This is a genomic window from Rummeliibacillus pycnus, assembly GCF_002884495.1.
Classification (GTDB): Bacteria; Bacillota; Bacilli; order Bacillales_A; family Planococcaceae; genus Rummeliibacillus; species Rummeliibacillus pycnus.
This window is the reverse complement of record NZ_KZ614145.1, coordinates 1,587,613-1,612,441: the sequence shown is the minus strand read 5'-3', so window position 1 is coordinate 1,612,441 and position 24,829 is coordinate 1,587,613. Positions and strand designations below refer to the sequence as shown.

General features: G+C 32.0%; 23 protein-coding genes and 1 pseudogene. 15 read left to right on the top strand and 9 right to left on the bottom strand.

The window, feature by feature from the left end; translation table 11 throughout:
* Positions 1 to 194: 194 nt before the first annotated feature.
* Together CEF14_RS07925 and CEF14_RS07920 are read right to left on the bottom strand one after the other, a co-directional pair.
* Positions 195 to 1,703 carry a PIN-like domain-containing protein gene (locus tag CEF14_RS07925; RefSeq protein ID WP_102692356.1) on the bottom strand — a complete coding sequence of 503 codons (1,509 nt, stop codon included), beginning with the start codon at positions 1,701 to 1,703 and terminating at the stop codon, positions 195 to 197.
* A gap of 474 nt (positions 1,704 to 2,177) precedes the next feature.
* Positions 2,178 to 2,912 carry a polysaccharide deacetylase family protein gene (locus CEF14_RS07920; protein WP_102692355.1) on the bottom strand — a complete coding sequence of 245 codons (735 nt, stop codon included), beginning with the start codon at positions 2,910 to 2,912 and terminating at the stop codon, positions 2,178 to 2,180.
* A 466-nt stretch (positions 2,913 to 3,378) separates the two neighbouring features.
* Here CEF14_RS07920 and CEF14_RS07915 point away from each other — a divergent pair, with 466 nt between their 5' ends.
* Positions 3,379 to 4,668, top strand: a complete 1,290-nt coding sequence (locus CEF14_RS07915; protein WP_102692354.1) for a hypothetical protein — start codon at positions 3,379 to 3,381, stop codon at positions 4,666 to 4,668.
* Between the two features lie 449 nt (positions 4,669 to 5,117).
* Positions 5,118 to 5,423: a DUF3888 domain-containing protein gene (locus tag CEF14_RS07910; protein WP_146013873.1), complete on the top strand. Its 306-nt coding sequence runs from the start codon at positions 5,118 to 5,120 to the stop codon at positions 5,421 to 5,423.
* 744 nt (positions 5,424 to 6,167) lie between these two features.
* On the opposite strand, the gene CEF14_RS07905 is transcribed toward CEF14_RS07910, so the two are convergent.
* Positions 6,168 to 6,437, bottom strand: a complete 270-nt coding sequence (locus CEF14_RS07905; protein ID WP_407690473.1) for a thermonuclease family protein — start codon at positions 6,435 to 6,437, stop codon at positions 6,168 to 6,170.
* Positions 6,438 to 6,570: 133 nt separating this feature from the next.
* Here CEF14_RS07905 and CEF14_RS18815 point away from each other — a divergent pair, with 133 nt between their 5' ends.
* Positions 6,571 to 6,981, top strand: a complete 411-nt coding sequence (locus CEF14_RS18815; RefSeq protein ID WP_146013872.1) for a hypothetical protein — start codon at positions 6,571 to 6,573, stop codon at positions 6,979 to 6,981.
* Positions 6,982 to 7,129: 148 nt separating this feature from the next.
* Positions 7,130 to 7,645, top strand: a complete 516-nt coding sequence (locus CEF14_RS07900) for a hypothetical protein (protein ID WP_102692351.1) — start codon at positions 7,130 to 7,132, stop codon at positions 7,643 to 7,645.
* 411 nt (positions 7,646 to 8,056) lie between these two features.
* Here CEF14_RS07900 and CEF14_RS07895 read toward each other — a convergent pair whose 3' ends face one another.
* From CEF14_RS07895 to CEF14_RS19255, 4 genes are read right to left on the bottom strand one after another with little or no spacing between them, the layout of a single operon-like run.
* The gene (locus tag CEF14_RS07895; protein ID WP_102692350.1) at positions 8,057 to 8,596 is read right to left on the bottom strand and encodes a pilin; all 540 of its coding nucleotides are present in this window, start codon (positions 8,594 to 8,596) and stop codon (positions 8,057 to 8,059) included.
* Positions 8,597 to 8,608: 12 nt separating this feature from the next.
* Positions 8,609 to 9,220, bottom strand: a complete 612-nt coding sequence (locus CEF14_RS07890) for a replication-relaxation family protein (RefSeq protein ID WP_102692349.1) — start codon at positions 9,218 to 9,220, stop codon at positions 8,609 to 8,611.
* Positions 9,153 to 9,704 carry a hypothetical protein gene (locus CEF14_RS19260; RefSeq protein WP_245890106.1) on the bottom strand — a complete coding sequence of 184 codons (552 nt, stop codon included), beginning with the start codon at positions 9,702 to 9,704 and terminating at the stop codon, positions 9,153 to 9,155. The genes CEF14_RS07890 and CEF14_RS19260 overlap by 68 nt, the downstream gene beginning before the upstream one ends.
* A 6-nt stretch (positions 9,705 to 9,710) precedes the next feature.
* On the bottom strand, positions 9,711 to 10,466 hold the full coding sequence (locus CEF14_RS19255; protein ID WP_245890104.1) for an FtsK/SpoIIIE domain-containing protein: 756 nt from the start codon (positions 10,464 to 10,466) through the stop codon (positions 9,711 to 9,713).
* 271 nt (positions 10,467 to 10,737) lie between these two features.
* On the opposite strand from CEF14_RS19255, the gene CEF14_RS07880 reads away from it, so the two are divergent.
* From CEF14_RS07880 to CEF14_RS07840, 9 genes and pseudogenes are all read left to right on the top strand, one after another.
* Positions 10,738 to 10,953, top strand: coding sequence for a helix-turn-helix domain-containing protein (locus CEF14_RS07880; RefSeq protein WP_102692348.1), 216 nt, complete (start codon positions 10,738 to 10,740; stop codon positions 10,951 to 10,953).
* A gap of 121 nt (positions 10,954 to 11,074) precedes the next feature.
* Positions 11,075 to 11,815, top strand: a complete 741-nt coding sequence (locus CEF14_RS07875) for a hypothetical protein (protein WP_102692347.1) — start codon at positions 11,075 to 11,077, stop codon at positions 11,813 to 11,815.
* Between the two features lie 256 nt (positions 11,816 to 12,071).
* A pseudogene (locus CEF14_RS07870) lies at positions 12,072 to 12,200 on the top strand (purine-nucleoside phosphorylase); the annotation flags it as partial.
* A gap of 123 nt (positions 12,201 to 12,323) precedes the next feature.
* Positions 12,324 to 13,832: a lmo1851 family serine protease gene (locus tag CEF14_RS07865; RefSeq protein WP_211284578.1), complete on the top strand. Its 1,509-nt coding sequence runs from the start codon at positions 12,324 to 12,326 to the stop codon at positions 13,830 to 13,832.
* Positions 13,833 to 14,046: 214 nt separating this feature from the next.
* Positions 14,047 to 14,946, top strand: coding sequence for a CobW family GTP-binding protein (locus CEF14_RS07860; RefSeq protein WP_102692346.1), 900 nt, complete (start codon positions 14,047 to 14,049; stop codon positions 14,944 to 14,946).
* Between the two features lie 189 nt (positions 14,947 to 15,135).
* Positions 15,136 to 16,131, top strand: coding sequence for a CAP domain-containing protein (locus tag CEF14_RS07855; protein ID WP_245890102.1), 996 nt, complete (start codon positions 15,136 to 15,138; stop codon positions 16,129 to 16,131).
* 110 nt (positions 16,132 to 16,241) lie between these two features.
* On the top strand, positions 16,242 to 17,660 hold the full coding sequence (locus tag CEF14_RS07850; protein WP_211284576.1) for a spore germination protein: 1,419 nt from the start codon (positions 16,242 to 16,244) through the stop codon (positions 17,658 to 17,660).
* Positions 17,657 to 18,694, top strand: coding sequence for a GerAB/ArcD/ProY family transporter (locus CEF14_RS07845; RefSeq protein WP_102692345.1), 1,038 nt, complete (start codon positions 17,657 to 17,659; stop codon positions 18,692 to 18,694). The genes CEF14_RS07850 and CEF14_RS07845 overlap by 4 nt, the downstream gene beginning before the upstream one ends.
* Positions 18,676 to 19,764, top strand: a complete 1,089-nt coding sequence (locus CEF14_RS07840; protein WP_102692344.1) for a Ger(x)C family spore germination protein — start codon at positions 18,676 to 18,678, stop codon at positions 19,762 to 19,764. The genes CEF14_RS07845 and CEF14_RS07840 overlap by 19 nt, the downstream gene beginning before the upstream one ends.
* 52 nt (positions 19,765 to 19,816) lie before the next feature.
* On the opposite strand, the gene CEF14_RS07835 is transcribed toward CEF14_RS07840, so the two are convergent.
* Complete coding sequence (locus CEF14_RS07835; protein ID WP_102692343.1) at positions 19,817 to 21,181, bottom strand: MATE family efflux transporter; 1,365 nt, start codon at positions 21,179 to 21,181, stop codon at positions 19,817 to 19,819.
* A gap of 238 nt (positions 21,182 to 21,419) precedes the next feature.
* On the opposite strand from CEF14_RS07835, the gene CEF14_RS07830 reads away from it, so the two are divergent.
* Complete coding sequence (locus CEF14_RS07830) at positions 21,420 to 22,496, top strand: undecaprenyldiphospho-muramoylpentapeptide beta-N-acetylglucosaminyltransferase (protein WP_102692342.1); 1,077 nt, start codon at positions 21,420 to 21,422, stop codon at positions 22,494 to 22,496.
* Between the two features lie 222 nt (positions 22,497 to 22,718).
* Here the strand turns inward: CEF14_RS07830 and CEF14_RS07825 are convergent, their stop codons facing one another.
* A complete protein-coding gene (locus tag CEF14_RS07825) occupies positions 22,719 to 23,267 on the bottom strand; it encodes a GNAT family N-acetyltransferase (RefSeq protein ID WP_102692341.1) in 549 nt (182 codons plus the stop codon).
* A gap of 586 nt (positions 23,268 to 23,853) precedes the next feature.
* Between CEF14_RS07825 and dapF the strand changes: the two genes are divergently transcribed.
* Entirely contained in the window at positions 23,854 to 24,822 is a 969-nt protein-coding gene (dapF, locus tag CEF14_RS07820; RefSeq protein WP_102692340.1) for a diaminopimelate epimerase, read from the top strand.
* The last annotated feature ends 7 nt before the right edge of the window (positions 24,823 to 24,829 follow it).

The window sequence follows — 24,829 nt, the reverse complement described above, 5'->3', positions numbered from 1 at the left end:
ATCTAAGGATTTGCTACTTAAACACCTTATTATGATTTTAAATTCCATTAATAAATACACCATTATGTACTTTCAGTTAAAACTTCTATTGAAAAAAATACGTACCCACTACAGATGGGTACGTTTATTTTCTTTTATTTATCATTCAAATAGTTTTTACCAATCATTTTTTATTTGATGGAAATTGACCTTCATCAATGATCTGGTGCGCAGTTTATACAAAATCCGTTACCACCGTCGTTTTCTATGTTTATTTTAGTATTACATTCAGGACACGTATTATAGAAATCGGGAACACCATCATCATCATATTCATCATCATCATAACATGATTGATAGTGTGTTTCCTCAAAACTAGTATCAATGATTTCAGCAGATTCATATTCATCTGAGTATTCGAAGTCGACAAACATGTTAACGATTCTGACTACACGTACTGTTATTTCCCCCATTACCCTGTGACTATAAGCAGGAGAATTGATTACTTCCTTAGTATCATCGTCCCTTCCCCAATACTCATAAGAATTAGCACTTAACTCAACTTCATATTCTAAGTGGTATATAATTCGTTCACCTTCACGCTCAATCATTGTATAACCGATAAAGTCTTGTCTATCAAGTTCCCATTCATCAATACCATTAGACCCAAAATCTGTTAGTATAGATTCCTCGATGTAATCAAAACCCGAGTATTGAAGTATGGTATATGCACTGTCAAATACGCTATCTTTAATGTTGGCAATATAATCCTCTTCGGTTATTTCCAAAGCTTGTTCTACTGCATCAGACTTTTGGACATCCATACTGGTCGAGATTGCATTAAAGAAATCTTCACTCACAAATGGAACAATTTTCATTGGTACTCCAGCTTTGCCATTGTTCGCTGATTCTCTAATCTTTGTATCTTTCTCAAACTCATCAATAAGCTGTGGTAAAAATTCATAAGGTTTATTATCAGTAATCCACCAGTCAGGCTTCACATCATCTGTTACAAAAATGATGTTTTTTTGTCTTTCTTTCGCATATCGGATTACTTCTTTCCATAAAATTAAATCACTATATTTTTGAATGCCATCCTTATCCTTTGCATCCCCATAACCTGGAGGTGTAGAGGCCTTATACCTCTTTTTTCCTTCCTCGCAAATTGTATATATTTCATCTCTAGTAAAGTCATTCATTATTTGATTATTACTTTCTAATTCCTTTACTAGTTCTTCAACCTTATCGCTTGTCCAAGTAGTTTCTCCTATAAAGGTTAAAACACTACGATCATCAAAATAATCTGTAAGCATGGTTTTTAATTCATTATATTTTTGGTCTATTTCATTTTCAAATTTATCTGCTTCTGGAAAGTGCCGAGTGCTTAACGCATAACTATTTTTTAATTTAGTTCGCTGTAATTCTACTAAATTCAGAGTATTTGTTACCGATCTTTCCATGGAATCTTGACGATTTTTAAATTGAGATTTGTGGTTTCTATAATATTCAATTTTAGCTGTATAAGGAAGTACTATATACTCCTCAATTTCCCGTAAGCATTCCAAAGCAAAATTTGCATAGTCTGGTGAATGACGATATAAACCTAAAAATACGTTTGTATCACATACAATGACATAATTATTAGTGATTAATTTTTCTATATCTATAGAAGCATCACTTTTAATAGACTTTATATCAGCTTTTTCTGACTTTTTTGTGGCCACAATAATTCCCACCTCTCACTAAGTCTATTGTAATAAAAATTATATATAAAATGTGAAAAATACTCTTGGTTATAAAATTATCTAAGGTTTTCTACTTAAACACCTTATTATGATTTTAATTTTCATTAATGAAAACACCATTATGTACTTTTATAATATGTTACTTTTCTACCTTAGGACGCAGCACTCTTAATTCACTAGGTTCAAGATTTACGTTGCTCCATAATCTGGCCCGATTGTGGAATAAAAGCTAATAATGATAGTTCAACTAAACTGCCCCGTTTCTTGTAAAGAAGTTAAAAATCTAAAAATTAATAGAATAATCCCCAAGACAATTAATTCGATAACCATTGAGCTTCCTACTTCCCTTAATAAACCATTTTTCCGGGTTCTTTACCCATTTGCTTATAAACACTATTAACACTTGCCCTTGGTTCAAAAAGAAAAAACGATTACCTGTTATAGTAACCGCCTTCAATCTCCTTCCACGATCTTTGCAAATTCATTAAGGGTAGTTGAATACTTGATATAGATCCGTGGTAAAAGATACAATTCGTCTTTTATGTGCTTCTCAGAAAATAATTCAGGAATTGTCGTAAGTCCAAAGGAATAGTATTTCTTAGTTTCTGCTACGACCTTGTTATTGAAATTTCCGTATGGATACGCAAGAGCAATAACTGGTTTGCCCGTTACTTTTTGAATTTTATCTTTTGACTCTTTCAGTTCATATTCGTGATTTTTTATTTTCGTCAAATTAGGATGTGTAACAGTATGAGACTGAATTGAAATGATCCCCGAATCAGCCATCATTTTTAAATCCGATTCTGATAATCGATTGGAGCGACCGATAAAGTCAGAAATAACAAAAATGGTACCAGTTGGTTGAAAACGTTCGTTTTTCAATTTTTGAAAGATATCAAATGCATTCAGATTGTTTTTCCACCCATCATCAAAGGTAATGAAAATAGGTTTGTTTACTTTATCAATGTCTTGCCATTGATCAAAAGTTAATAATGTGTAGCCATGATCTCTTAGATAAATCATTTGTTTCTCAAAATTCTTCGGTGCTACATATAAATCCTTAGAACCATGCCCATTAAATTCGTCAATCGAATGATATATTAAAATAGGCACTTTTCGTTGAGCAAAGACTTGAGAGGGAAGAATTAAAATAAGAAGACATAGGAAAATCATTGCGACCTTTTTCATAAAACACCTCGCTTTATATCTTATTTATTACTTTTCAATTTATTATTCCTCAAAAACCGAGAACTATTATGATTTCTCCAATTTTACATTCCATCTACCATTGATCAATTGTGACTTTGATAATCCCAAATTACATGCTAATTTTTATTGCACATTGATTGAAAGCGTTCCTCAACAATATGGCCCTTTAATGAAAATAAGCGCTGTTCCTTGTTACAGAAAAGTGGCATTTAATGGAATAATGATTACAAATATAAATTGAATTTGAGAAAATATTAAGAAAGGATAGAAAGGCAGTCTCTCATAATGTTAATTATTTAACCGAGACAGTAAGAAATTGCAGTAAAACTCCAATTTTTGATTTTATTTAAATATAATTCAGTTCTCATTGTCTTCTTTCTCATTCTTTTATCAAATACCTAATTATGTTAGAGTTAACATAAATTTAAGTGAAGGAGTCGTTAAGATGAGTGAAGAAATAAAAATATTAAATTTCGAGGAACATTTAGATAACCACAATACTGCATTTCTTTGTGGCAATGGTTTTAGCATGAATTTTGATAGTGACTTTAGAAATATATATCAAAATTTATATATATATCATAAAAAAGTAATTTACAATTCATCTTATAAAGTTAAAGCAAACGAAAATTTCAGACATAAATGTATCGAAAACTTTAAAAGTGTCAAACAATTTTTACGTAATATCTCAGAGGATGGATTATATAAAATTTTTGAAGATGCCTTTATATTTGCAAAAACAATAAAAGAAAATAAACGGTTAGTCGAAGAATTATGGGAAAAGAAAAAAATTAAATCACTTGTTTTTGGATTAAGTGAAATTGATATTTTAAATCAGATATGTGAGATTGGTGAAAATAAAGGCATTACCTATGTAAGTATTGAACATTGGACAATCCTAATTCATTTCTATTTTGCAATTAAGGAGATAAATACTAAACACTATCAATTTCCTAATAATAATTCCTTTATAACTGTTCTAAATGTTGGAAATAAGAGTCCAATAACACTATTACCTGAGCAAGACCAAGTTCTTGAAAAAGTAATATTTAACGGCTTTACCACTTACTATCGCTTTTTATTCTCTACAGCTATTTTTTCAAATGGAAAAGCGGTTGAATTTAGTAAATTATCAAACATAGATAATCTCGAAATAAACAAAATAAAGAGCTTCTTAAATAAATACAACTTATTGCTTTCATTGAATTATGATAAGATAGTTGAAAATTTAGTTAATGAACGTGTTGTCCATTTACATGGAGAATTTGTTGAAAATAAGATCGAATATGTATATTCCCAAAGCCTTGGATTAGATTACGATGAAGGTTATGTCAGTTTCTCGGATATATTAATTGGAGATTATTTTACGTTTAAAACAATATTACCAATCATTAATGTAAACAGTAGAAATATTTTCAACAAAAAGGCAACATACTTCTCTAAGAATATAGAAACCTTAATCCAGGAATATTCAATAAACTGTGTTGTTATCTTCGGTATGAATATCGAAAATGACCAGCATGTAATAAGAAATCTAATGTTAGCGTTTTTTAATGCCAAACAACAAAATCCTCAATTAATATATTGCTATTATACTCCAGAGGAGAAAAAAGAATTTGAAGAACAGTTTAAAGCGGTTATAACGTTTAGTGAAGAAGTCAGCGAGTATGCTAAAAATATAAAAGTAAGTTATATAAAAACTCAAGATGTTCTAAAACAATATTTTTTAAAATAAACTTTTCATTTACATTAAATATAATTTAATCGATTTTTATCTTATCTTTTTTAGAAGATAATCAGGGGGAATTGCCCGTTACTTTAAGTGCAAAATTTCGCAAGCTCTTCTAAATTTTAACCGAAAGTCCATTTTTCTTTAAAGGTATTGCTCCAATATATGGCCCTTTAATGGAATAAATAAATATGATCTTAAACATAAAATCATTATTTCTTCTTTCACTAAAGACCCCATTAGTTAGGGAAAATTATAATTTCTATATTTAATACATAGTTCTTACCTATTATTAGAAATATAACAATGACAAAATATTTAGAGGTGGACACCATGCGAAAAGTTATTGTTTTAGTTTTCACGACTTTGTTAATCTTTACTACAAGTAATTTAGCAAATGCCGAAGTCACAGAATCATGAAAGGTTAAGAAGGAAGGGTATGTACTACAGAGGATATACTTATAAATTTGATAGAACCTGACATAAATAAGATTATTACAGATAAATATGATAAAGAGAAGACTTGGCAAATCGGTAAAGTGATAATGGTTTCGTTAATCGCTGACCAGACTAAAAAGAACTCTGAAAATTGGTATGAGATGATTATACATGTCAGGGTCCATGATGATGAAAAAGATAAGGAATTATTGGATAGTCTTCGTATTAGAATTGATATTCCAAACATGTATACAAGGGATAAGTACAAAGAAAGAAATTCGGACATGAAAGTTACTTTAATCACATATGAACCATGGAGATAACGATAGATAAAAGCATTTAAACCACTTTTATTTAGGTGGTTTTTTTGAATTATTATTAAAATAACATGCCACGTTAGTATAAGTGTAATCCTTCACAATCTCAATTATTATTCTACATGAATACATGGAACGTTCCTCATCAATATGGCCCTATAATTTAAAAAGCGCAAATCCTTTACTTTGGAAATGCTGCAGGAATTGATGTTGTACCAACCGATAGTTTGTCTAATGCATCCTTAAAATTAGGAGCAATAACACTCAGTAATATACCTAATCCCATAGAAAATACCTTTTAACACACAATCATCCAACTCAATCCCTCCAATTAAGTATTAATAGAGGCACAGTTAGAAAATCACAACTAAGTTGGAAACAATATTTGTTAAATGAAATTTTTACGTCACGATTGAGTTGTATAGAACTTCTTTTCGAAAGAGTTTTTACGTCGCGACTAAGTTGTAAAAGAACATTCTATAAAACGTAATATGTTAAATAGATATTAGTAAAATAATTTTGTGCAGAAAAGAGAGAAGGAACTTATGGATCTCACAATTGAAAAGATAATGGAATATTATGATTTTCAACTTTAAGTAGTTTTATTGAAAAAATCTAAAAAATGTACAAATATCCTCCTGGGATAAGACACTTTGTATGTTAAATAGTGTCCATTTTTAATTTCTATAAATTTTTAGAACTTATCCTTTAAAATAAGGCGTATTAATAATTAGACATATTTATAAGTAATCATAAGTAAGCAACTCGGGCTAATCCTTTTTTAACTAATTCTTCATCAAGATCTTTTCCGTCTACATAGACATATGCCAAAGTTCGATTATATTTATCACCTTTATTGCCTGTCTTATCATAGTCTAATTGAATCTTATGAGCATTAGTTAAAGCCTTTTTTGTAAAATTACTAGCTTCTTTCCCATAAGGCTGAACTGGTATGTTTGGTTTAACAGTCTCAGGAGTGTCTATCAAAAGGTACCTAACAGTTTTGACCTTACCATTGATTCTAAACTTACTAGTGTCACCATCAACGTGTTTGACGAACGTAACTTCCGATTTTGCAGTTGCACTATTACTTGTTAAAAGGTCAATTCCATCTGTAATTAATGATAGGCCAAATCAAAAGTTGTATTTATTTATGCGAAATGGAAATATTGTAGAAATTAGTAGTGATTTAAATATTAATTCTTATTCTTTTGATTTATCATTTTTTTCAGATGAAATAGCATTTGTAGAATATAATAAAAGTATAATGCTAGATGAAAATAATATTCTAGTTAATGTTAAAATACAAACTATTAACGGCAAAAAAATAAGCTTTATAGCAAAAATATCGATAGGTAGTGGCCAACCACAGATTGAGATGATAAAAAATACATCTGGGGAGTATATATTGAATGTGGACAATGATGAAAATGAATTTTATACAAAATCTTTTGTTAATAATAAAAACGTAATCTCAATTTGGGACACAAAATCAATTAAAATAAAAAATAAAATCATACTTAGTGATGAAGACACTATATATTTTGTAGATAGAATTAAATAAATTTATTAATTGTTGGGTATTTCAACACTTAACTGTGCAAGAAAATGCTGTTGCTTGAATTCTACATTCTTTAAATAGGTTTGTTCAAGGAAAGAGAAGTGTTCTCTGACCATCTTAAATCAGAATTTTAGAAAAATAGGGGATAACTATGAAGAAAAACTACTCAATCTTGTCATTACTATTTACTTTTTTAGGCGTTATGATTATTTATCTTGGTATCAAGACATCTCAATCTTTAGTTGTAGTTTTTTTAGGAATCGTTCTATTAATAGCTGCATTAATAATAAATACAATAGCGGTTTTTAAACGTGAACGTATTAGTCTCATTTTCTTGTCACTTTTTATTTTATTTCTTTTAATATTACCATTGACAAAACCGTCTAATGATACTTTTAATGATTGGTTATCAGATAGTCATCAACTCGATTGCCAAGAAAAAGAATGTGTGTCTAATTCAGAGAGTTTAAAAATGCGTGACGGAAAAACAGAGAAAGTTGTTAATAAAGAAGTTGAAAAAGTGGTGAATAGAGAGTCAGAGGATTATTTTTTCTTCAATATGAAGAGTATTAAATTAGAAGATGAAAAAGGACGGTATTTTCTTATTGAAGGGATAGGAATCCTTGGTGGGTTTACAACATTTACATATAAACCTGTATTTGATTAATAAAAACTCATATAGTTTATTCGACCTTAATAGTGCTTTCTTTGAACATACGAATATAAAAAATTTAATTTTAAAATAAATAGTAGTTTCAAATTCTCCCTTAGCTAATTCATCTAAGTACCCCTCAACCATTTGGAAGTGGGGTATTATTATTTAGCGGTTTTCTAATTTATAATGAACAAAGTTAGTCAATCAATATTTCTCTAACATTTTCCTCAGTGATTCCTGACGAGATTCTATTACATTTGGTTATTGATATCCCATTTTATTGTTAGTTGATTAATATATCTACCTGAAATATAGATGAATTTTGCTGAGTTCAAATGTACCGCTACTTTAATATTTAACCCCTTTTTTGTTAATGTATAGAAAAATGGTTTGCGAGTCTATATAGAAATCGTGACATTATTTTTATTGCACTTGAACAGCATTACCAAGTTGATGAAGAATTTTCAAAAATAAAGGACTTAGTTGAATTAGTACAAATCCAAAACCAGCGTTCATAATCATGCTCCAAGCTTTCTCCGCCTTACCGAACATAAACCAAAACAATGAACCTATCATAATTACGCTTGCAATAGGTAGCGAAATAGCAACTAATATTTGAATTACTGGATCTAATATAGTGGTAAGTACATCAAGGGAGGTACTTGCTATATGTTCAGATACTGCACCAGTTGGTATCGCTGTAATGTGGTCTGAAGTAACAGGAATTTGTGTAATTGAGCTAGTCAATGATTTAAGGGTTGCGGAATCAATAACATTAGCTACTTGCTCAATTGAGGAAGAATTATTTGATAAGATTCGATGTGCTAATAATCCGACACTTGCTGCACCTGGTACACACATAGCAATTGCTAACCCCTTCTTTGTAGCATACTTTTCTTGTTCACTGTAATCCGTCCATTCATTTTCGGGAACAACCTCAACTTTATTCTTCTTAAAAAACATTACACCTCTCCTTTATTGTTTAATTTCATCATAAGTAAACACTTTAGTTACAGGTAATCCTACACACAATTCTTCTAATTGCATTCGCCTTAATTCAGTGGTAGTAAGCCAAACAATTGTAGGGTAGTGGCCAAGTTTTTCAGCAAGTAAACCATTATTCAATAATTCTTCATAACGTTTAACTTTTGAACGATTTTCAGCCATTGATTGTAAATTATCCACTTCTAAAAAGTGTGTAGTATGTATTTGAGAGTACATAGCATCTACTATTACAGATGTTTTCCCATCACTAACCTTGATTTTATTTTTCCAATCGGAAGGGCAACGGTTATAAAAATAAAACTTATTCCGCATGATGTAATGCTGAACGTTACTACTTTTCTTTCTTATCTTTTCGCACCCTACATATTCACGACCTTTTTTACTTAGATAATAAATTGATTGTTGGCCATCTCTAATTAACATTAGATATTCTGATAAATTACTTAGAACTCTATTTGAATTTCGCTTTTTACCTAATCCGAAGTAATAACGTATTTGATCACGTGTCATGAAATCAAACTTCTTCAAAAGTAACAGTATCGATTCTTGCCTTTGAGATAACTGTTTCAATTTCAATAGCATCATGAACCTCCTCTTGTTCAATAACTCGAATATGAGGTTTAATTGTTTCCTCTATATTGTTTGAGGTGATCATAGGAGTTTGAAAAATTTCACGTTTATCTGCCGCTTGATAAATAGCCCTACCTCTGATCTGAGGAAGAAGTTCTGCACCGGCTTCATCAAGAACTACACGACTAGCAATTTGCGATTGAAATCTAAATGAAAGTTTTGCATCTGAATTTTGTTTAACCTGCCTTGGGATTACATCTCCAGTTGGATATTGTGAAGCTACAATTAATCTAAAACCTAATCCGGCACCAATACGCGATATTTGCAACATGATTCTTTGACATTCTTGTTTAAGTTTCTTTTCGTCTGATGTAACAGCTTCACTAGGATTAAGTTCTCCTACTTCATCCACAATGATAAAATAACGTTCTTTTATTCCAGCTTGTTGCACATTCTTCTTACCTTTTGCTTTGATTTTTTGTTGTATATCTATCATACGTTCTTAAGCAATTTTTAACGTTCCAAGAGTTTCCTCTGGCTCATATGCAATCGATTCAGTTTGCTTAATACATTCATAATCGCAAAGTTCCACACCACCTTTTAAATCAATGAGAAACAATTTCAAATTATCTGGTTCACTCTGCAATAAGCTGTTGATAATACAATTAATAAAATTACTTTTTCCGTATCGTGTAGCCCCTCCTAAAGTTAAATGAGGGATTTTTTCAAAGTCATGATATTTAAAAGCGTTTTTATCACGAATTATACCCACTGGTACTTTCCATTGGGTTCCTGGCTGATAAGGTATTTGTTTTGGCAAAGGCTCATTGTAAACTCGAACAATTAATAAACCGTCAAAGTCCAATTCAATTTCTTTTGATTCAGCTAGTTTTTTCTTCCAAAGTGATCTATGTAAGTTTACAACCCCATCATTAAAATTAAGTAATTTTAAATCATTGAATGTGATTCGCTTACTTCTGTTTTTTAATCCATCTGCAATAGCATTTTGCTTAGAAAGGTAATCATCAAAACTTCTTCCTAAAGGAATTCGATACTTGTACTCCCATCCCCAATCATGTTGCTTTTTTGAGACAAGTTGAGTAGTTAAAGTGTCTTTCCCATCCTTCACATTTAAACTGCTCAAAGAAATAATCCTTTGAATTTTTCCACTATCGTTTTCAATTAAATTTTGTTTCTTCAAAAAAGCTTTTAACGCAATTCCACCAAATAAAGTTGTTGTTACAAATTCAAAAATCATTCAACATCTCCTTTCAAATGATTTACGCCACGGTAGTTATCTTAGGAAGTAAGAGTTGCAGCAAATGGGAATGTTCAAAATTGATGTTTAACCATTGAAAATAAAGGGTTTTCGAGTTGCCCAGTAGAAGTAGTCGGGGAGCATTTATATGGGCAGTTGTCTGGGTACTTGGTTTGGTAGTACTAATATATTGCGTTTAACACAAAATATATCTTGTCCCCTAAAATTAAATGTGTTTAACGCAAAATTCTGAATTGGCCGGTGATAATAATTGAACCATGAAATTGAAATCAAATTAAAACAGTTGCTGAAGAAATCTAATATGACACAACAAGAATTGTGTAATAAGACAGGGCTGGGAGGAAGAACCATCTCAGTCTTAGTGAACAATAAAATTGAACGTGTACCAAAAAAAGCTTTGTCAAAAATTGCGGATGTATTTGAACTAGATGATATACGTGATCTAATCGACTTCAAAAAAGAATAGCTTGTACAAAAAGAGTTCTTCCACATTTGAAAGAGCAGTTTTTGTAATAAAAGAGAACAAAGTAGGATAGAGAAGTCAACTTTATTTTCAAGTCATAGTGAGTTGGTAAGGGTGGGGAATTATGGAGAAAGAATATACTAGATTTGGGATTAATATTAAAGGTGTAATGGGCGGAACGCTTACAAAAGCTTACGATATTCACCAAACAGAAGATTTTTATTATTCAATAGTTGGTTTAGAATTACAAGATTTTAAAAGTTATCTAGATGATATGATATTAAACGTCAAAAAGCTTAAGGATAAACTAATTGAAACAGATAATTATGCATTTAATTTTTTACTTTCTGAGAACTACGAATATGCACATCGAATTGATATCAGGTATCCACATTTACTTAGAAATTCTGTATTCATAAGTTTATATAGTCTTTTAGAAGATGTTCTGTTAAGGTTCTTTGAAAATTGTAATTATAGATTAAAAAGTAACGTAAGGTTGAAAGATAAGAAGAAATTATCAATACTATCGATAGTTTTTATGGGAATAGAAGAAGTATTAAATTATAAAATTCCTAAAAGCTTTAAAGAAGAGTTCTCAAACTATCGTAAAATAAGGAACTGTATTGTACATAAGCGGGGGTATGTTATTTGGGGACAGAAAACTGATGAAAACGTATTAAATGCAATATATAATTTATCAGGTAAAGGTATCAGTTTATCTGAAAATAAGAGAGGAATCATTTTAGATGATAAAGCCTGTTATATCTTTATTAAAGGAATAGAAAAGTTATTTAGATTACTATGTGAAACTTTGGTAAAAACAGAAAAGAGTTTAGACAGTACAAATAGAAATCATGATATATAGGGTTTTTGTAGATTTTTGGTTGAGTTTTATTCTGCAAAATCAACTTTTAGTCTTAATATTTAAAATTGGATTATAATTTATTTTATTTTATCCATATTATATGGCCAAAAATTTTTATTAAATGCATAAATATTTACATGGAAAATTGGTGCCGACTGGTGACCAAAAAATCATTTTTATATTAGAAAAATTGCTATGACAACTGTTTTATTTTTATGAAAAATTTGATTGATTCAGCAAGGTGAAACCTAGGTATCGTCAAGCCCTATCTGTATTAACAGTATCTGACCACCTATTAACTGGTGAAGCAACAACTTCTGAAGAACGTCAAACTACTTTCAATGATATGATTGTTGTAGCGCTTGAAGAGGCTATTCAAGAGTAATTGCAAAATTTTCTAAAGACTGTCAATAATTTTGGCAGTCTTTTTCTTTTCGTAGCGCATAATTCCTGATATTATGGTATAAGTAGTGTTTGAAACACTGTTAGATTGAAAGTGGTGAATAAGATGGATGATAAAACAAAAGTTGATCCAGAACAAAACAATGAACCACAAAAAGAGCAACAAGGGGAACCCGTACAAGAAATAAAACCAGCGGGTAAATACATACGTATGAAGCCTTTCGCTTTTATTATGATGATTATTGTTTTAATTCTCGCAACTTCAGGTATCACAATCTTTGCTTTAACTTTTGGAGAGGAAAAAGTTGTAGAAGTTCGAACACCGACTCATAACGAATTCCAAAAATTATTTAATGCTTATGATGAAATATCCAAAGGCTATTACAAAGATATTGATACAGATGCATTAGTCAATGGTGCGGTAGATGGCATGATTAGTGCATTAGGTGATCCTTATTCAGATTATATGAATAAGAAGGAAGCAAGCCAGTTTAATGAAAGTATTTCTTCTAGCTTCCAAGGAATCGGTGCTGAAATTCAAGAAAAAGATGGTCATATAGTTGTTGTGTCACCGATTAAAAACTCTCCTGCAGAAAAAGCAGGTATTAAAACAAATGATATTATTAAAAAAGTTGATGGTAAAAGCATCGATGGAATGACAGCTTCTGAGGCTGTGTTATTGATTCGAGGTAAAAAAGGTACTTCTGTAGCTTTAGATATTCAACGTGGTGGAGCTAGTAAATTAATAAGCATGAAAATTACACGTGATGATATTCCAGTCGAAACGGTCTATGCAACAATGGAAAAGGACAAAATTGCCCATATTCAAATTACTAGCTTCTCGGAAAATACGTATAATGAGTTATTAAGTGCATTGGACAAGATGGAAGGTAAAGGCATGAAGGGTCTTGTCATTGATGTACGTCAAAATCCAGGCGGTTTAGTAAATTCTGTTGAGGATATTGCAAGCTTATTTGTTAAAACTGGTGAACCAATTGTACAATTTGAAGATCGAAATGGTAAAAAAGAGGTTATTTCGGCAAAAGATGGTCGTAAAGTAAAAGTGCCAGTTACTGTCCTAATTGATGGTGGTAGTGCATCTGCCTCTGAAATTTTAGCGGGTGCTTTAAGTGAGTCTGCTAATGTTAAATTAGTAGGAGAAAAATCATTTGGTAAAGGTACAATGCAAACAGCTGAAAATCTTCCAGATGGTTCAAACATTAAATTTACAATTGCAAAATGGTTAACACCAGACGGTAACTGGATACACGAAAAAGGAATCCAACCGGATTATAAAGTTAACTACCCAAGCTATGCTTCACTGCCATATCTAAATCCAGATAAGACATTAAAAGAAGGGTCTCTATCTGATCAAGTAAAAGCAGCTGAAAAAATGCTTAAGGCAGTTGGCTATAACCCAGGGAAATTGGATGGATTATATGATGCTTCAACAGTCTTAGCTGTTGAACAGTTCCAAAAAGATCATAAGTTAAACGTGAATGGCGTATTAAAAGGTGATACAACTTATGCATTGATGGAGGAACTTCGCTTGAAAATCAAAAAAGACGATCCTCAATTGAAAAAAGCTATGGAAATCGTGAAATCAGAAATGTAAATAGATAACATTACTGATTTAAATAATCGTAAGGAGAGCTGACGTATTCTTGTCAGCTCTTTATTATTAAGAATACCCGTAAGGTGGTATTAGTTATTTTTAAATCACAAAGAACTAATAAAATCTACAGATTTAATGTTATGTAAAAATTCTTCAAAGCAATTAATAAATATTATAATTTTTTTCTAGTTAGATATTCTTAGGAGTGATCAATATGAAAGATGTATTTTTATTTAGTGGATTTTTAGGTAGTGGTAAAACAACTATGTTGGTAGATATAATTCGCCAATTAAAAGAACAAGGCTTAAAACCAGCTGTCATTATGAATGAACTGGGAAAGTTGAATTTTGACTCACAAGCAGTTGAAGAAGGTATTCCATTAAAAGAAATGCTGAATGGTTGCATATGCTGCTCTGGAGCTGAAAAAACAGAAGCTCAAATTCAATCGTTATTAGTAGAATCTGATTTTGATGTATTGATTATTGAAACAACCGGAGCAGCTCATCCCGTTGAAGCATTGGATGCAGTGTATTCACCGTTATTTGCTGAACAATTGAACATTAAAGGAATTGTTACAGTTGCTGATAGTAAACGCTGGCTTGAACGTGATAAAATGTCCCCTCAAACACGTTCATTATTTTTAGAACAAATTCGTCATGCACATTTGATTTTGGCTAATAAGATGGATTTATTAACGGAAGCTGAAAGAGCTCAAGTTACTTTTGAATTACAAAGTTTGAATCCAAATGCTCAAATTTTACAAACAACAAATGCTAAAATGCCTTTAAAATTTTTACAAAATTTACATGCAACTGCTAGACCCTCAGCTATTCATAAAGCAGATTTAGGACACCATTTACATTTAAGTTCTCGTCTTATTCGTTTTCCTGAATCAGTAGACTTTACACAAGAGGAATTTGAAGATTGGGTACGTGCAATTCCTGAAACCATTTATCGAATGAAAGGATATGTACCTGTAAAAGGAATAAAAAATCCGATGCTTTTTCAGTATGCATATGGCCTGACACAATGGCTTCCAGAATATGTACATATGGACCCTAATCTTGTCATAATTGGAGAAAACGTTGACGAATTAAATGTAATTGGCTGTTAAATTTCTTTGAAAATAATAAACTGTCAACCCTTTTGAAATAGTAATAAGCAGATAGATTTCAAGTATATTCCATATAAGATGCTTTAATACTGCCCAATGAAACCACTCTTGGAGAAAGTGGTAATCATTGGGCAACTTTTTGTCTCATACGTACGATAAGCTTGATGCAGACAAGGAGGAATGCAAAAAATGAACAAAATGACAAAATGGGCATTACCATTAAGCTTATTAATGATGGTGGGAGTCCAAAGTGGAGCAACAGAAGCTTCTGCTAAAACAATCACTTCAGATACAGCCAAGCAAACTTCAATGTCAAACTGTAATTGGCAATATAATCAATCTTATAATTTGGTGAAATTAGATAATAATTTTGCAGATACTTTGAAAGTTGAAAAACTTAATAAAACTGAACTAGATAAGTATTTAGCTTCTCTATATGCTGGGAAGGTAACAGGTTCTAACAAGGGAACAACTTCAAACACTGGTTCCAACAAAGGAACAACAAATACAGGATCCAATCAAGGAACAACTTCAAACACTGATTCCAACAAAGGAACAACAACTACAGGATCCAATCAAGGAACAACTTCAAACACTGGTTCCAACAAAGGAACAACAAATACAGGATCCAATAAAGGAACAACTTCAAACACTGATTCCAACCAAGGAACAACAAATACAGGATCCAATCAAGGCACAACTTCAAATACTGATTCCAACAAAGGAACAACAAACACAGGATCCAATCAAGGGACAACTTCAAACAATGGTTCCAACACAACAACTTCGACAAACGCTAATAGCTCAGTTTCTCAATTTGAACAAGAAGTGGTAACACTTACGAATGCTGAACGTGCAAAAGAAGGATTAGCTCCTTTGCAAATTGATACAAAACTGATGTCTTCTGCTAGAGCAAAATCAGAAGATATGTCTAAAAACCATTATTTTGATCACACTAGCCCAACATACGGTTCACCTTTTGATCAAATGAAATCTCTTGGAATTTCATATAAATCTGCGGGAGAAAACATCGCGCAAGGACAAAAAACCCCTCAAGAAGTAGTACAAGCTTGGATGCAATCACCTGGCCACCGTGCTAATATTATGAACGCTTCCTATACTCATATTGGTGTAGGATATGCTGCAAGTGGTAACTACTGGACTCAACAATTTATTCAAAAATAAGAGTAGATTGATAGCTTCATATGATGATTAAACCGACCAAATATTTGGTCGGTTTTTTGTTTGAAATAATCGTTATTTTTCCATACTAGTCTAAAAAGGAGGGAGAGATTTTGCTATTACTTGAATCCATGATCGATAAATTAAAATCTACCTTTCATAATTCTGTTGATTTTACGGTAAAAGAGATTTCGTGGCCAAAAGAAAACTATGCCATTTTATGCTATTACAGTTCTATGGTCAATAAAAATGATGTTCAAAATCAAATTAATGTTTTGAAAGTCCAAGCGACAATGGACGATCAGAAATGGACTGAAACAATGGCTGCTATGAAAGAGCCATTTGAGATGGCTAAATTTATTGAATATATTTGCCATGGGGAAACCATTATACTTTTGTTAACAGAGCAACAGATGGTCCATCTTACGCTACCAGAGATTCCACATCGTTCTCCAGACGAACCTATTAATGAACATATTATTCGGGGCTCTCATGAAGGCTTTATTGAAAATGTTGATGTAAATATAGGGTTAATTCGAAAAAGAATTCAGATGCCTAATTTAGTGGTCAATAAAATTGATATCGGAAGAGAAACAAAAACAGCTGTGTACTATATCTATTTAGATCAAGTTGCAAATCAACAATCTGTGTTAGAAGTAGAGAGAAAATTAAAATTGATGCAGGATAAAACGTCTTCTTTATATACAGCTGGAGAAGTTGGGGACTATTTAGAAGAGTGTGTATACTCTCCATTTCCACAAATGTTAAACACGGAGAGACCTGATCGTGTCTTTGCCAATCTTGTTGAAGGAAAAATTGGTGTTATAACTGGTTTTTCTCCAACTGTACTTATCGGTCCAGTTACTTTTTTCTCTTTCTATCAGTCTCCTGATGATTATAATGGACGTGTGTTAGTTGGTTCATTTTACAGAATAGTAAGGATATTTAGTTTTATAACTGCCGTTTTCTTGCCAGCTTTTTATATAGCAATTGTTAGCTTTCATTTTGAGGTATTACCAATTGAACTGAGTAAAAAGCTTAGATTAGATATAAGTGAAATACCTTATCGACCTATTATAGAAGCGATGATTCTTGAAATTATTATCGAGTTAATACGGGAAGCGAGTATTCGTTTGCCTCAGGCAATTGTACAAACGATTGGGATTGTTGGTGGTTTAGTAATTGGAACGGTTATTGTAAATGCAGGTTTAGTTTCCAACATGATGGTTATTGTAGTGGCTTTAACTGCCATTTCTAGTTATGTTGTTCCGTCTGTAGAAATGAATATGTCGATTAGAATTTTGCGTTTTCCATTTATGTTAGCAGCTGCTATAGCTGGATTTTTTGGAATCGTAATAGGAAGCTTTGTTTTATTTATTCATCTATTAAATTTAAGCTCATTAAAATCTCCTTACTTTTCACCGATTGTTCCTTTTGAACCTAAGAAAATTAGCCAGATTTTTGTCCGAGGACCATTTATAAAAGCATCATCACAAGTAAGTTCTTTTGATCCAGAAGGAAGTAAAAAATGAATTTTAAATTAACTAGGGTTCAATTTTTTTTAATGCTATTTTATATTGAAACGGGCGTTGTTTATATTTCATTTCAACAAGGGGTCATTGATAAGGGAGGAAGAGATGCATGGATCATGTTTGGAATTTCTTCAATCATCGTCTATTCACTTCTTCTTTTTTATGAAAAATTTTACCAATATTTTAAGCTAGGCACAATTACTACATGGATTTACGTTTTTTATTGGTTAATCATAATAGTTAGCTTTTTGGGCTATATGCAATATACATTAAATGTTTGGGTAATTCAAAATACACCCCCTCTCTTTACGCTATTAGCAATCGTTCTTGTTTCCTTATATATTAGTTTTAGTAGACCTTCAACCGCTATAAACTTAGGTGTTTTAATTATCCCATTAGTGTTTATTTTCGTTGTCTTTATACTATTAGCAACTCACGAATTGAAATTTTCGAATATCTTACCAGTAGGGACTAGTACTCTTCAACAATGGTTAAAAGGGACTAATCGAAGTTTTATCGCTTTTATAGGTATTGAAAGTTATTTAATTTTAAGAAAATATGTCTTGGAAAACGAAAAAGTAGCAGGGAAACCTTTATTATACTTTCACCTGATTATTACAATTTTTATGGGGGCTTCTGTAGTAGGAACAGAATTTTACTTTATGTTAAAGGAAATTAAACTTATCCCAGATCCTATTATCTATATTTTAAAATCCCAAAAAGTAACATTTGTTAAACGTCTAGATATTTTCTTTGTATATATTTGGTTGGCTTGGAGTATTGTAACGATTAACTTATTTTTATTTAATATTCGTGTTGTTTTATTTGCTAAAAAAAGAAAACATCCAACTATTCTACTGCTTGTACTCCATTTTATCATTTTAGTTGTTCCTCTAACCCTAACAGGTTTAGGTGAAGTAGAGTTAGTTCGCAAGGTATTTAGTTTTTTGTTTTATCCTTCTGCAGTTGTGTTACCTATTTTCATCATTTTGTTTAATATGAGGAGAGATTCCAAATGCGACAAGTCACAATAATATGTATTCTAAGTGTTGTGTTACTTGCTGGCTGTTGGGATGAGCGATTATATAAAAATTTGTCCGTTATTTCAATTGCAGGAGTAGAAGGGCATATTGGTGACTTAAAAGCTTACTACGCATATCCAAGTTCTGCTGAAGATCCTACAAAATTTACAGTAATCGAATCACACGGAATTACACCAAGAGATGCTCGAAATAAAGCAGATTTAAAAATGGATAATACAATTGATTTATCTGAACTCTCAACCCTTTTAATCGCTAAAGAATCTGTATATGATGATATTTATCCTTTTTTAGATATTTATTATCGAAATGCACAAAATCCTATTACTTCGAAAATTGCCATTACAGAGGGTTCGACGAAAGACTTTATAGATATCAAAGAACAATTACCCTCTGAACTAGGAGAATTTTATGAAGACTTTATTGAAAGCTTTGAGAGAGATACTATTTTTCCAAAAGATTTAGATTTGCAGCAAGCTGGATCAATCTTGTTTGATGAAGGAAAGGATTTAGCTTTACCTTATTTAAAAAGAGATGAAAAGCACGGAACTCCGATAGCAGCGGGTCTTGCACTTTTTAATCATAGAAGGTTTTCTGGCACAATTTTGGATGTAAAAGATTCGTTATTATTAAATTTATTGATGAATGGAAAAGCGGATACTGCTCGAATGACATTCTTATATAAAGAGAAGGATAAAAAAACACCACTTACCATTGATATCATAAAATTTAAAAAGAAACTAAAAGAACAGGGGAATACACCAAAGGTTGACTTAAACGTTACGTTTGAAGTGAATATAGATGAATTTCCATCAGATCATATAGGTGAAGAACGTATACAAAAGGATTTAGAAAAATATCTTGAGAAGAATATAAAAAGTAATATTGATAAAATGCTCAAAAAGTGTCAAGATGCTTCATCAGATCCTATTGGGATTGGAAGAAAATTTAGAGCTAGTCGATCAAATCTTTGGAAGGAAGGACATTGGAAGGAAGTCTATACTACATTACAATTGAATACAAATGTGAAGGTAAAAATAATTCGCTCTGGTATTTTAAAATAGCTTAAATTATGTTAGTTGGTGAAATTTATCGAAAATGCAACAAAAATCTCCCTTATATAGAGGGAGATTTGATTTGTTGTATTTTTTGTTGTACAAAACGTAGACGAATACTAAGAGTAAATGCCCCTGTAGCTAGTCCAGATATTAGTCCGATCCAATAGCCATATGGTCCAAGATCTGTAAAATTCGCTAATATAATCCCAAGTGGTAATCCAATAATCCAATATGAAATGAGTGCCATAACAAAAGTAATGGTAACATCTTTGTATCCACGTAGTGCGCCCTGTATAGGTGCTTGAATTGCGTCAGATAGTTGGAAAAACGCAGCATATGTTAGAAAATGACTTGCCAGATTTACGACATGTAGATCATCACTATAAACTGCTGCAATTTGTTCTTTAAAAGTAAGCAGGATGGTTAATGAAACAATACATATGGATACAGCTGTCGTAATACATATTAAACTATATGTTCGTGCATCCTTAAACCTTTTGGCGCCAGTTTCAAAACCAACAATAATGGTTGCACCCATTGAAATACTTAGAGGGATCATATACAGTAGACTAGCAAAATTCATCGCAATTTGATGAGCTCCGATAATAGATGTACTGTAATTACTCATTAATATTGTAACAACTGAGAAAATACTTCCTTCGGCAAAAATAGATAGACCAATAGGTAATCCAAGTTTAATGATTTCCATACATTTAGCCAAATGTATCTTCGGTAGTTTTTCATACAATTGGAAAGCCGAAAATGGAACCTTTTTCATCGTTATGTAAATAGCAATTCCACATATAAGCCAATAGGTTATGGCAGAGGCAACACCAGATCCGACTCCACCAAGTTCAGGGAAACCAAAATTACCAAAAATGAAGAAGTAGTTAAAAAGAATATTGATTGGAGTAGCCAGTAAGGTAATAATCATCGAAACTCTTGTTTGCCCTAAGGCGTCTATAAAACACCGTAGAACGCTGTAGATAAATAGAGGAATTAGACCAATACACATAGCGATTAGATAATGATGTGCCACTCGACGAACATCAGCATCTAATGACATTTTAGAAAGTAAAGGATTAATCGCGATCATCATACAGCAGAAAACAAACAATGCGATTGCAATTGCTACATAAAAACCTTGTTGAATTGAAAATGTTGCTTCTTTCTCTCTTTTTGCACCGACTAATTGTGCTACAATAGGGGTTATAGATGAGAGAATGCCTGCTAATCCAGTATAAACAGGCATCCAAATCGAAGAACCAATGGAAACACCTGCTAAATCAGCAGTACTATATTTACTTGACATTAAGATATCAAAAAATGACATCAAATATAACGCAATCTGGGTGATAAGAATAGGGAACACAATTTTTAACATGAGTATCCATTTTGCTCTTATCGTTGTTGTTTCATGCAATTGTTATCATCTCCCATGGTGGTCATTTCCAGCTGAGGCGGCTTGGGATCATGGTTTGACACGAAGGAAAGTCAAATTCATTGATGCAATAAGTGATTTAGTTGATCAAACTTAAATCAGCGTTGCTTCAGCTTTGATTGACATGTTTTATTGAAGTAGTTCGTATAGTAAAATAAGTACCTGTTCAAAACAAAAGCAAGTTGGTCCTACATTGTTCGAGTAGAATAGGAGAATTATAATGACTAAACAAACTGTAATATTAACTGGTGGCGGTACTGCAGGCCACGTTTCACTTAATCAAGCTATCATACCATCATTCTTAGAAAAAGGCTATGATGTTCATTATATTGGCTCAAAAAATGGAATTGAAAAGGATATAATTGGTCAGGCTTTCCCGAATTTACCGTATCATGCTATTTCAAGTGGGAAGTTAAGACGTTATTTTTCTATGAAAAACTTTACAGATCCATTTCGTGTCTTGGCAGGAATTTCTCAAGCATTATCAATTATGCGCCGTGTAAAACCAATTGTTGTTTTTTCAAAAGGAGGTTTTGTATCCGTACCAGTTGTTATGGCTGCAAAACTTTCTGGTATACCAGTTGTTTCTCATGAATCAGATGTAACACCTGGTTTAGCGAACAAATTATCATTACCTTTTGCTTCTCATATTTTCACAGTATTTAAACAAACATTAAAGCATTTACCAGCTGAAAAAGCTACATGTACAGGTTCTATCATTCGTCCAGCGTTATTTGAAGGAAAAAGAGAAAAAGGCCTTGAAATGTGTGGTTTTAACAATGGTAAAGAAACCATTCTAATTATGGGTGGAAGTCAAGGATCAAAGTTCATCAATGATGCTGTTCGTTCCAATATGGTCGAATTACTAAAAAATCATAATATTATTCATTTATGTGGGAAAGGGCATTTAGATGAGGCTCTAGTCAATATGCCAGGATACAAACAATTTGAATATGTAACAACAGAGTTACCTGATTTACTACATGCAAGTGATTATATTGTTTCTCGAGCTGGATCTAATTCAATCTTTGAATTTTTAGCTCTCCAAAAACCCATGCTTTTAATCCCCCTTTCATTACAAAAATCTCGTGGGGACCAAATTTTAAATGCGAAACTATTCTTTGAACAAGGTCTTGCAGAGGTTTTACAAGAAGAAGAGTTAAATAGTCAAAGTTTTATGAGAGCAATGGAGATGTTAAAAACACATAAAGATTCTTTAGTCAAGAATATGTGTGAAGCTGAGAAACCAAAAACGCCGGATGAAATGGTTGAACTAATTGTGCAATATGCAAAATAGCCTATTAGTAAATTAATATAATAGAAGAATTTAAGCTCATATATAAAAGACCATTTAGTTTCCTATAGTAGGGGACTAAATGGTCTTTTATTGTTTAAAAGCTTCGGCTATAGTAGCAAGTTTCAATCCTGTAACCCAGAAACTATAACAACTCGAGGGCTCAGCGTCCGCAGTATTATTATTCAAGGTTATCTTCAAGTTAACATCCTCACTTTTCTAATATTACATTGCCTGTTCTTCTGTAGTATTTTGTTGGGTTGCCATATAAAGATAGAAAGTATCTTTTTGAATTTTCAATAATTCAAATTGCTTTTCTCCACGGTTAATCTCTTCATACAATGAAGGATGGCTTTCTTTAGCATCCATTACATAACCAAGTTTAGTAGCAGCACGTAGAGATTTTGTATTTTCTTTTCGGATTTTAAGAAAGACACATTGAAAATCTAATTCAAAAAACAATTCTTTCAAAAATAATTCTTTGGCTTTTTGATTATATCCTTTTCCTTGATATGGAACACCAATCCATGTTCCTAGAAAACCAGCGCCATCTTGCACATCATACAAAGTAATAGTTCCAATTGGTTGACCCCAATCATCGGTAATCGTCCTTGATACAACCTTACCGTTTTCTTCATCTTCCATTAGTTGGCTAGTCATAAACCAAAATTCATCTGCTGTCTTTGCCTTTTGACGCACAAAAGGGAAGACAGATGGGTGACTTAACAACTCAAAAAGCTCATTACATTCATGCAATTCACGTCGCTTAATCATGCCGAACGCCTCCTTTTTAGGGGTGAACTTCTAATCCAGTTCTATCCCGCTCGAAATTTTTCATTTAATGTTGCATAAAAAATTTCGGGGTGGGAATCGAACCCACTAGAACCAGCGATCACTGGTGGCGCACCATTTGCCTTCCCTATTGACTCTATAAAAAATAGGAATCACTTATGAAATTATTTTGCACTTTTACTATACTAAGATTTTTTCAAAATGCAAAGAGAAAACTGTTGTTTTACACAAAAAAAATAATCGCAAAAATGACAAATGTGAACATATTTTAGTTTGCTAAAAAATTTTTTTGTAATGTAATGCGTAGCAGAAATTTGTTAATATAAAGAAAAGTTATTATTTATTTATAGGAACAATAAGCAAAAAAGTACTAATTAAGCAAAAAAGATATAATATTCTTAACTTAAAAATAAAAATATAGATAGATTTAGCTGTGTTATAAGGCTTGATATAATTAGTCAAATAAGTAATATTATTATCAAAATTTTGCACTTTGAGAGAGCGAATATCTAGTTGTATGCTTGTCTGAATAGAATTATGATAAATATAGTGAATGGGGGCAGATTTTATGTTATTAAATTTATTGAAAGTTCATGGTTCAGGAAATACATTTTATTTATATGATACAAAAGACGAAATGTTACTCGATTGGGTAAACTTAACAAAATGGCTTTGCGACACTGCAAATCATGATGGTGCAGATGGGTTATTATTAGTAGCTCCATCAAAAAACGCCTTAGCCAAAATGCGCGTGATCAATGCAGATGGTACAGAAGCTTCAATGTGTGGAAATGGTCTACGCTGTGTCGCACGTTATGTGTTAGAGAAGAACGGAGTATCTGAGGGTTTAATTGAAACAATGAAAGCAACTTTACATGTAGCGAAAGAGGATCAATTATTTGATGGCGTCCCAACATATGGAGTTGAAATTGCACCTGTTTCATTTGAACTTTCTTCGTTACCGATGAAAGTGGAAGGCAAAACAACTTTGATTAATGAAGTATACGCTAAATTAGCAGATGATATTGCATTTACTGCTGTCTCTGTACCAAACCCACATTTAATTGGTTTTGTTTCGAAAGAAAAAATTGAAAATACAGAACACCAAGAAAAATTAGCTTCTTACTTAAATGGTCCTAATCCAGTCTGTCCTGATGGAGTTAATGTAAGTTATGTTTATCCAATTAGTGATCACGAAATATATGTTCGCACGTTCGAAAGAGGCGTTGGATTTACAAATGCATGTGGAACTGCAATGACTGCTTCCGCGTTAGTTTCACGAATCTTGGAGCACACAACAAAACAAAAAATTACCGTATACAATCCTGGTGGATTCGTACAATGCTTCGTAAAACACGAACAAGAAAATTACGAATTAAAATTAGTAGGAAACGCAACATTTATAGCTTCGTATACATTAGAAGTTGAAGGTAAAGAGTATGCTTATAAAGCCATTCAAGAAACAAGTGAACAACAATCGTATAATGCGCTTATTGACTTTGCTTCAAAGAGATTAGCAACACAGTTTACTAATTGATATCGAG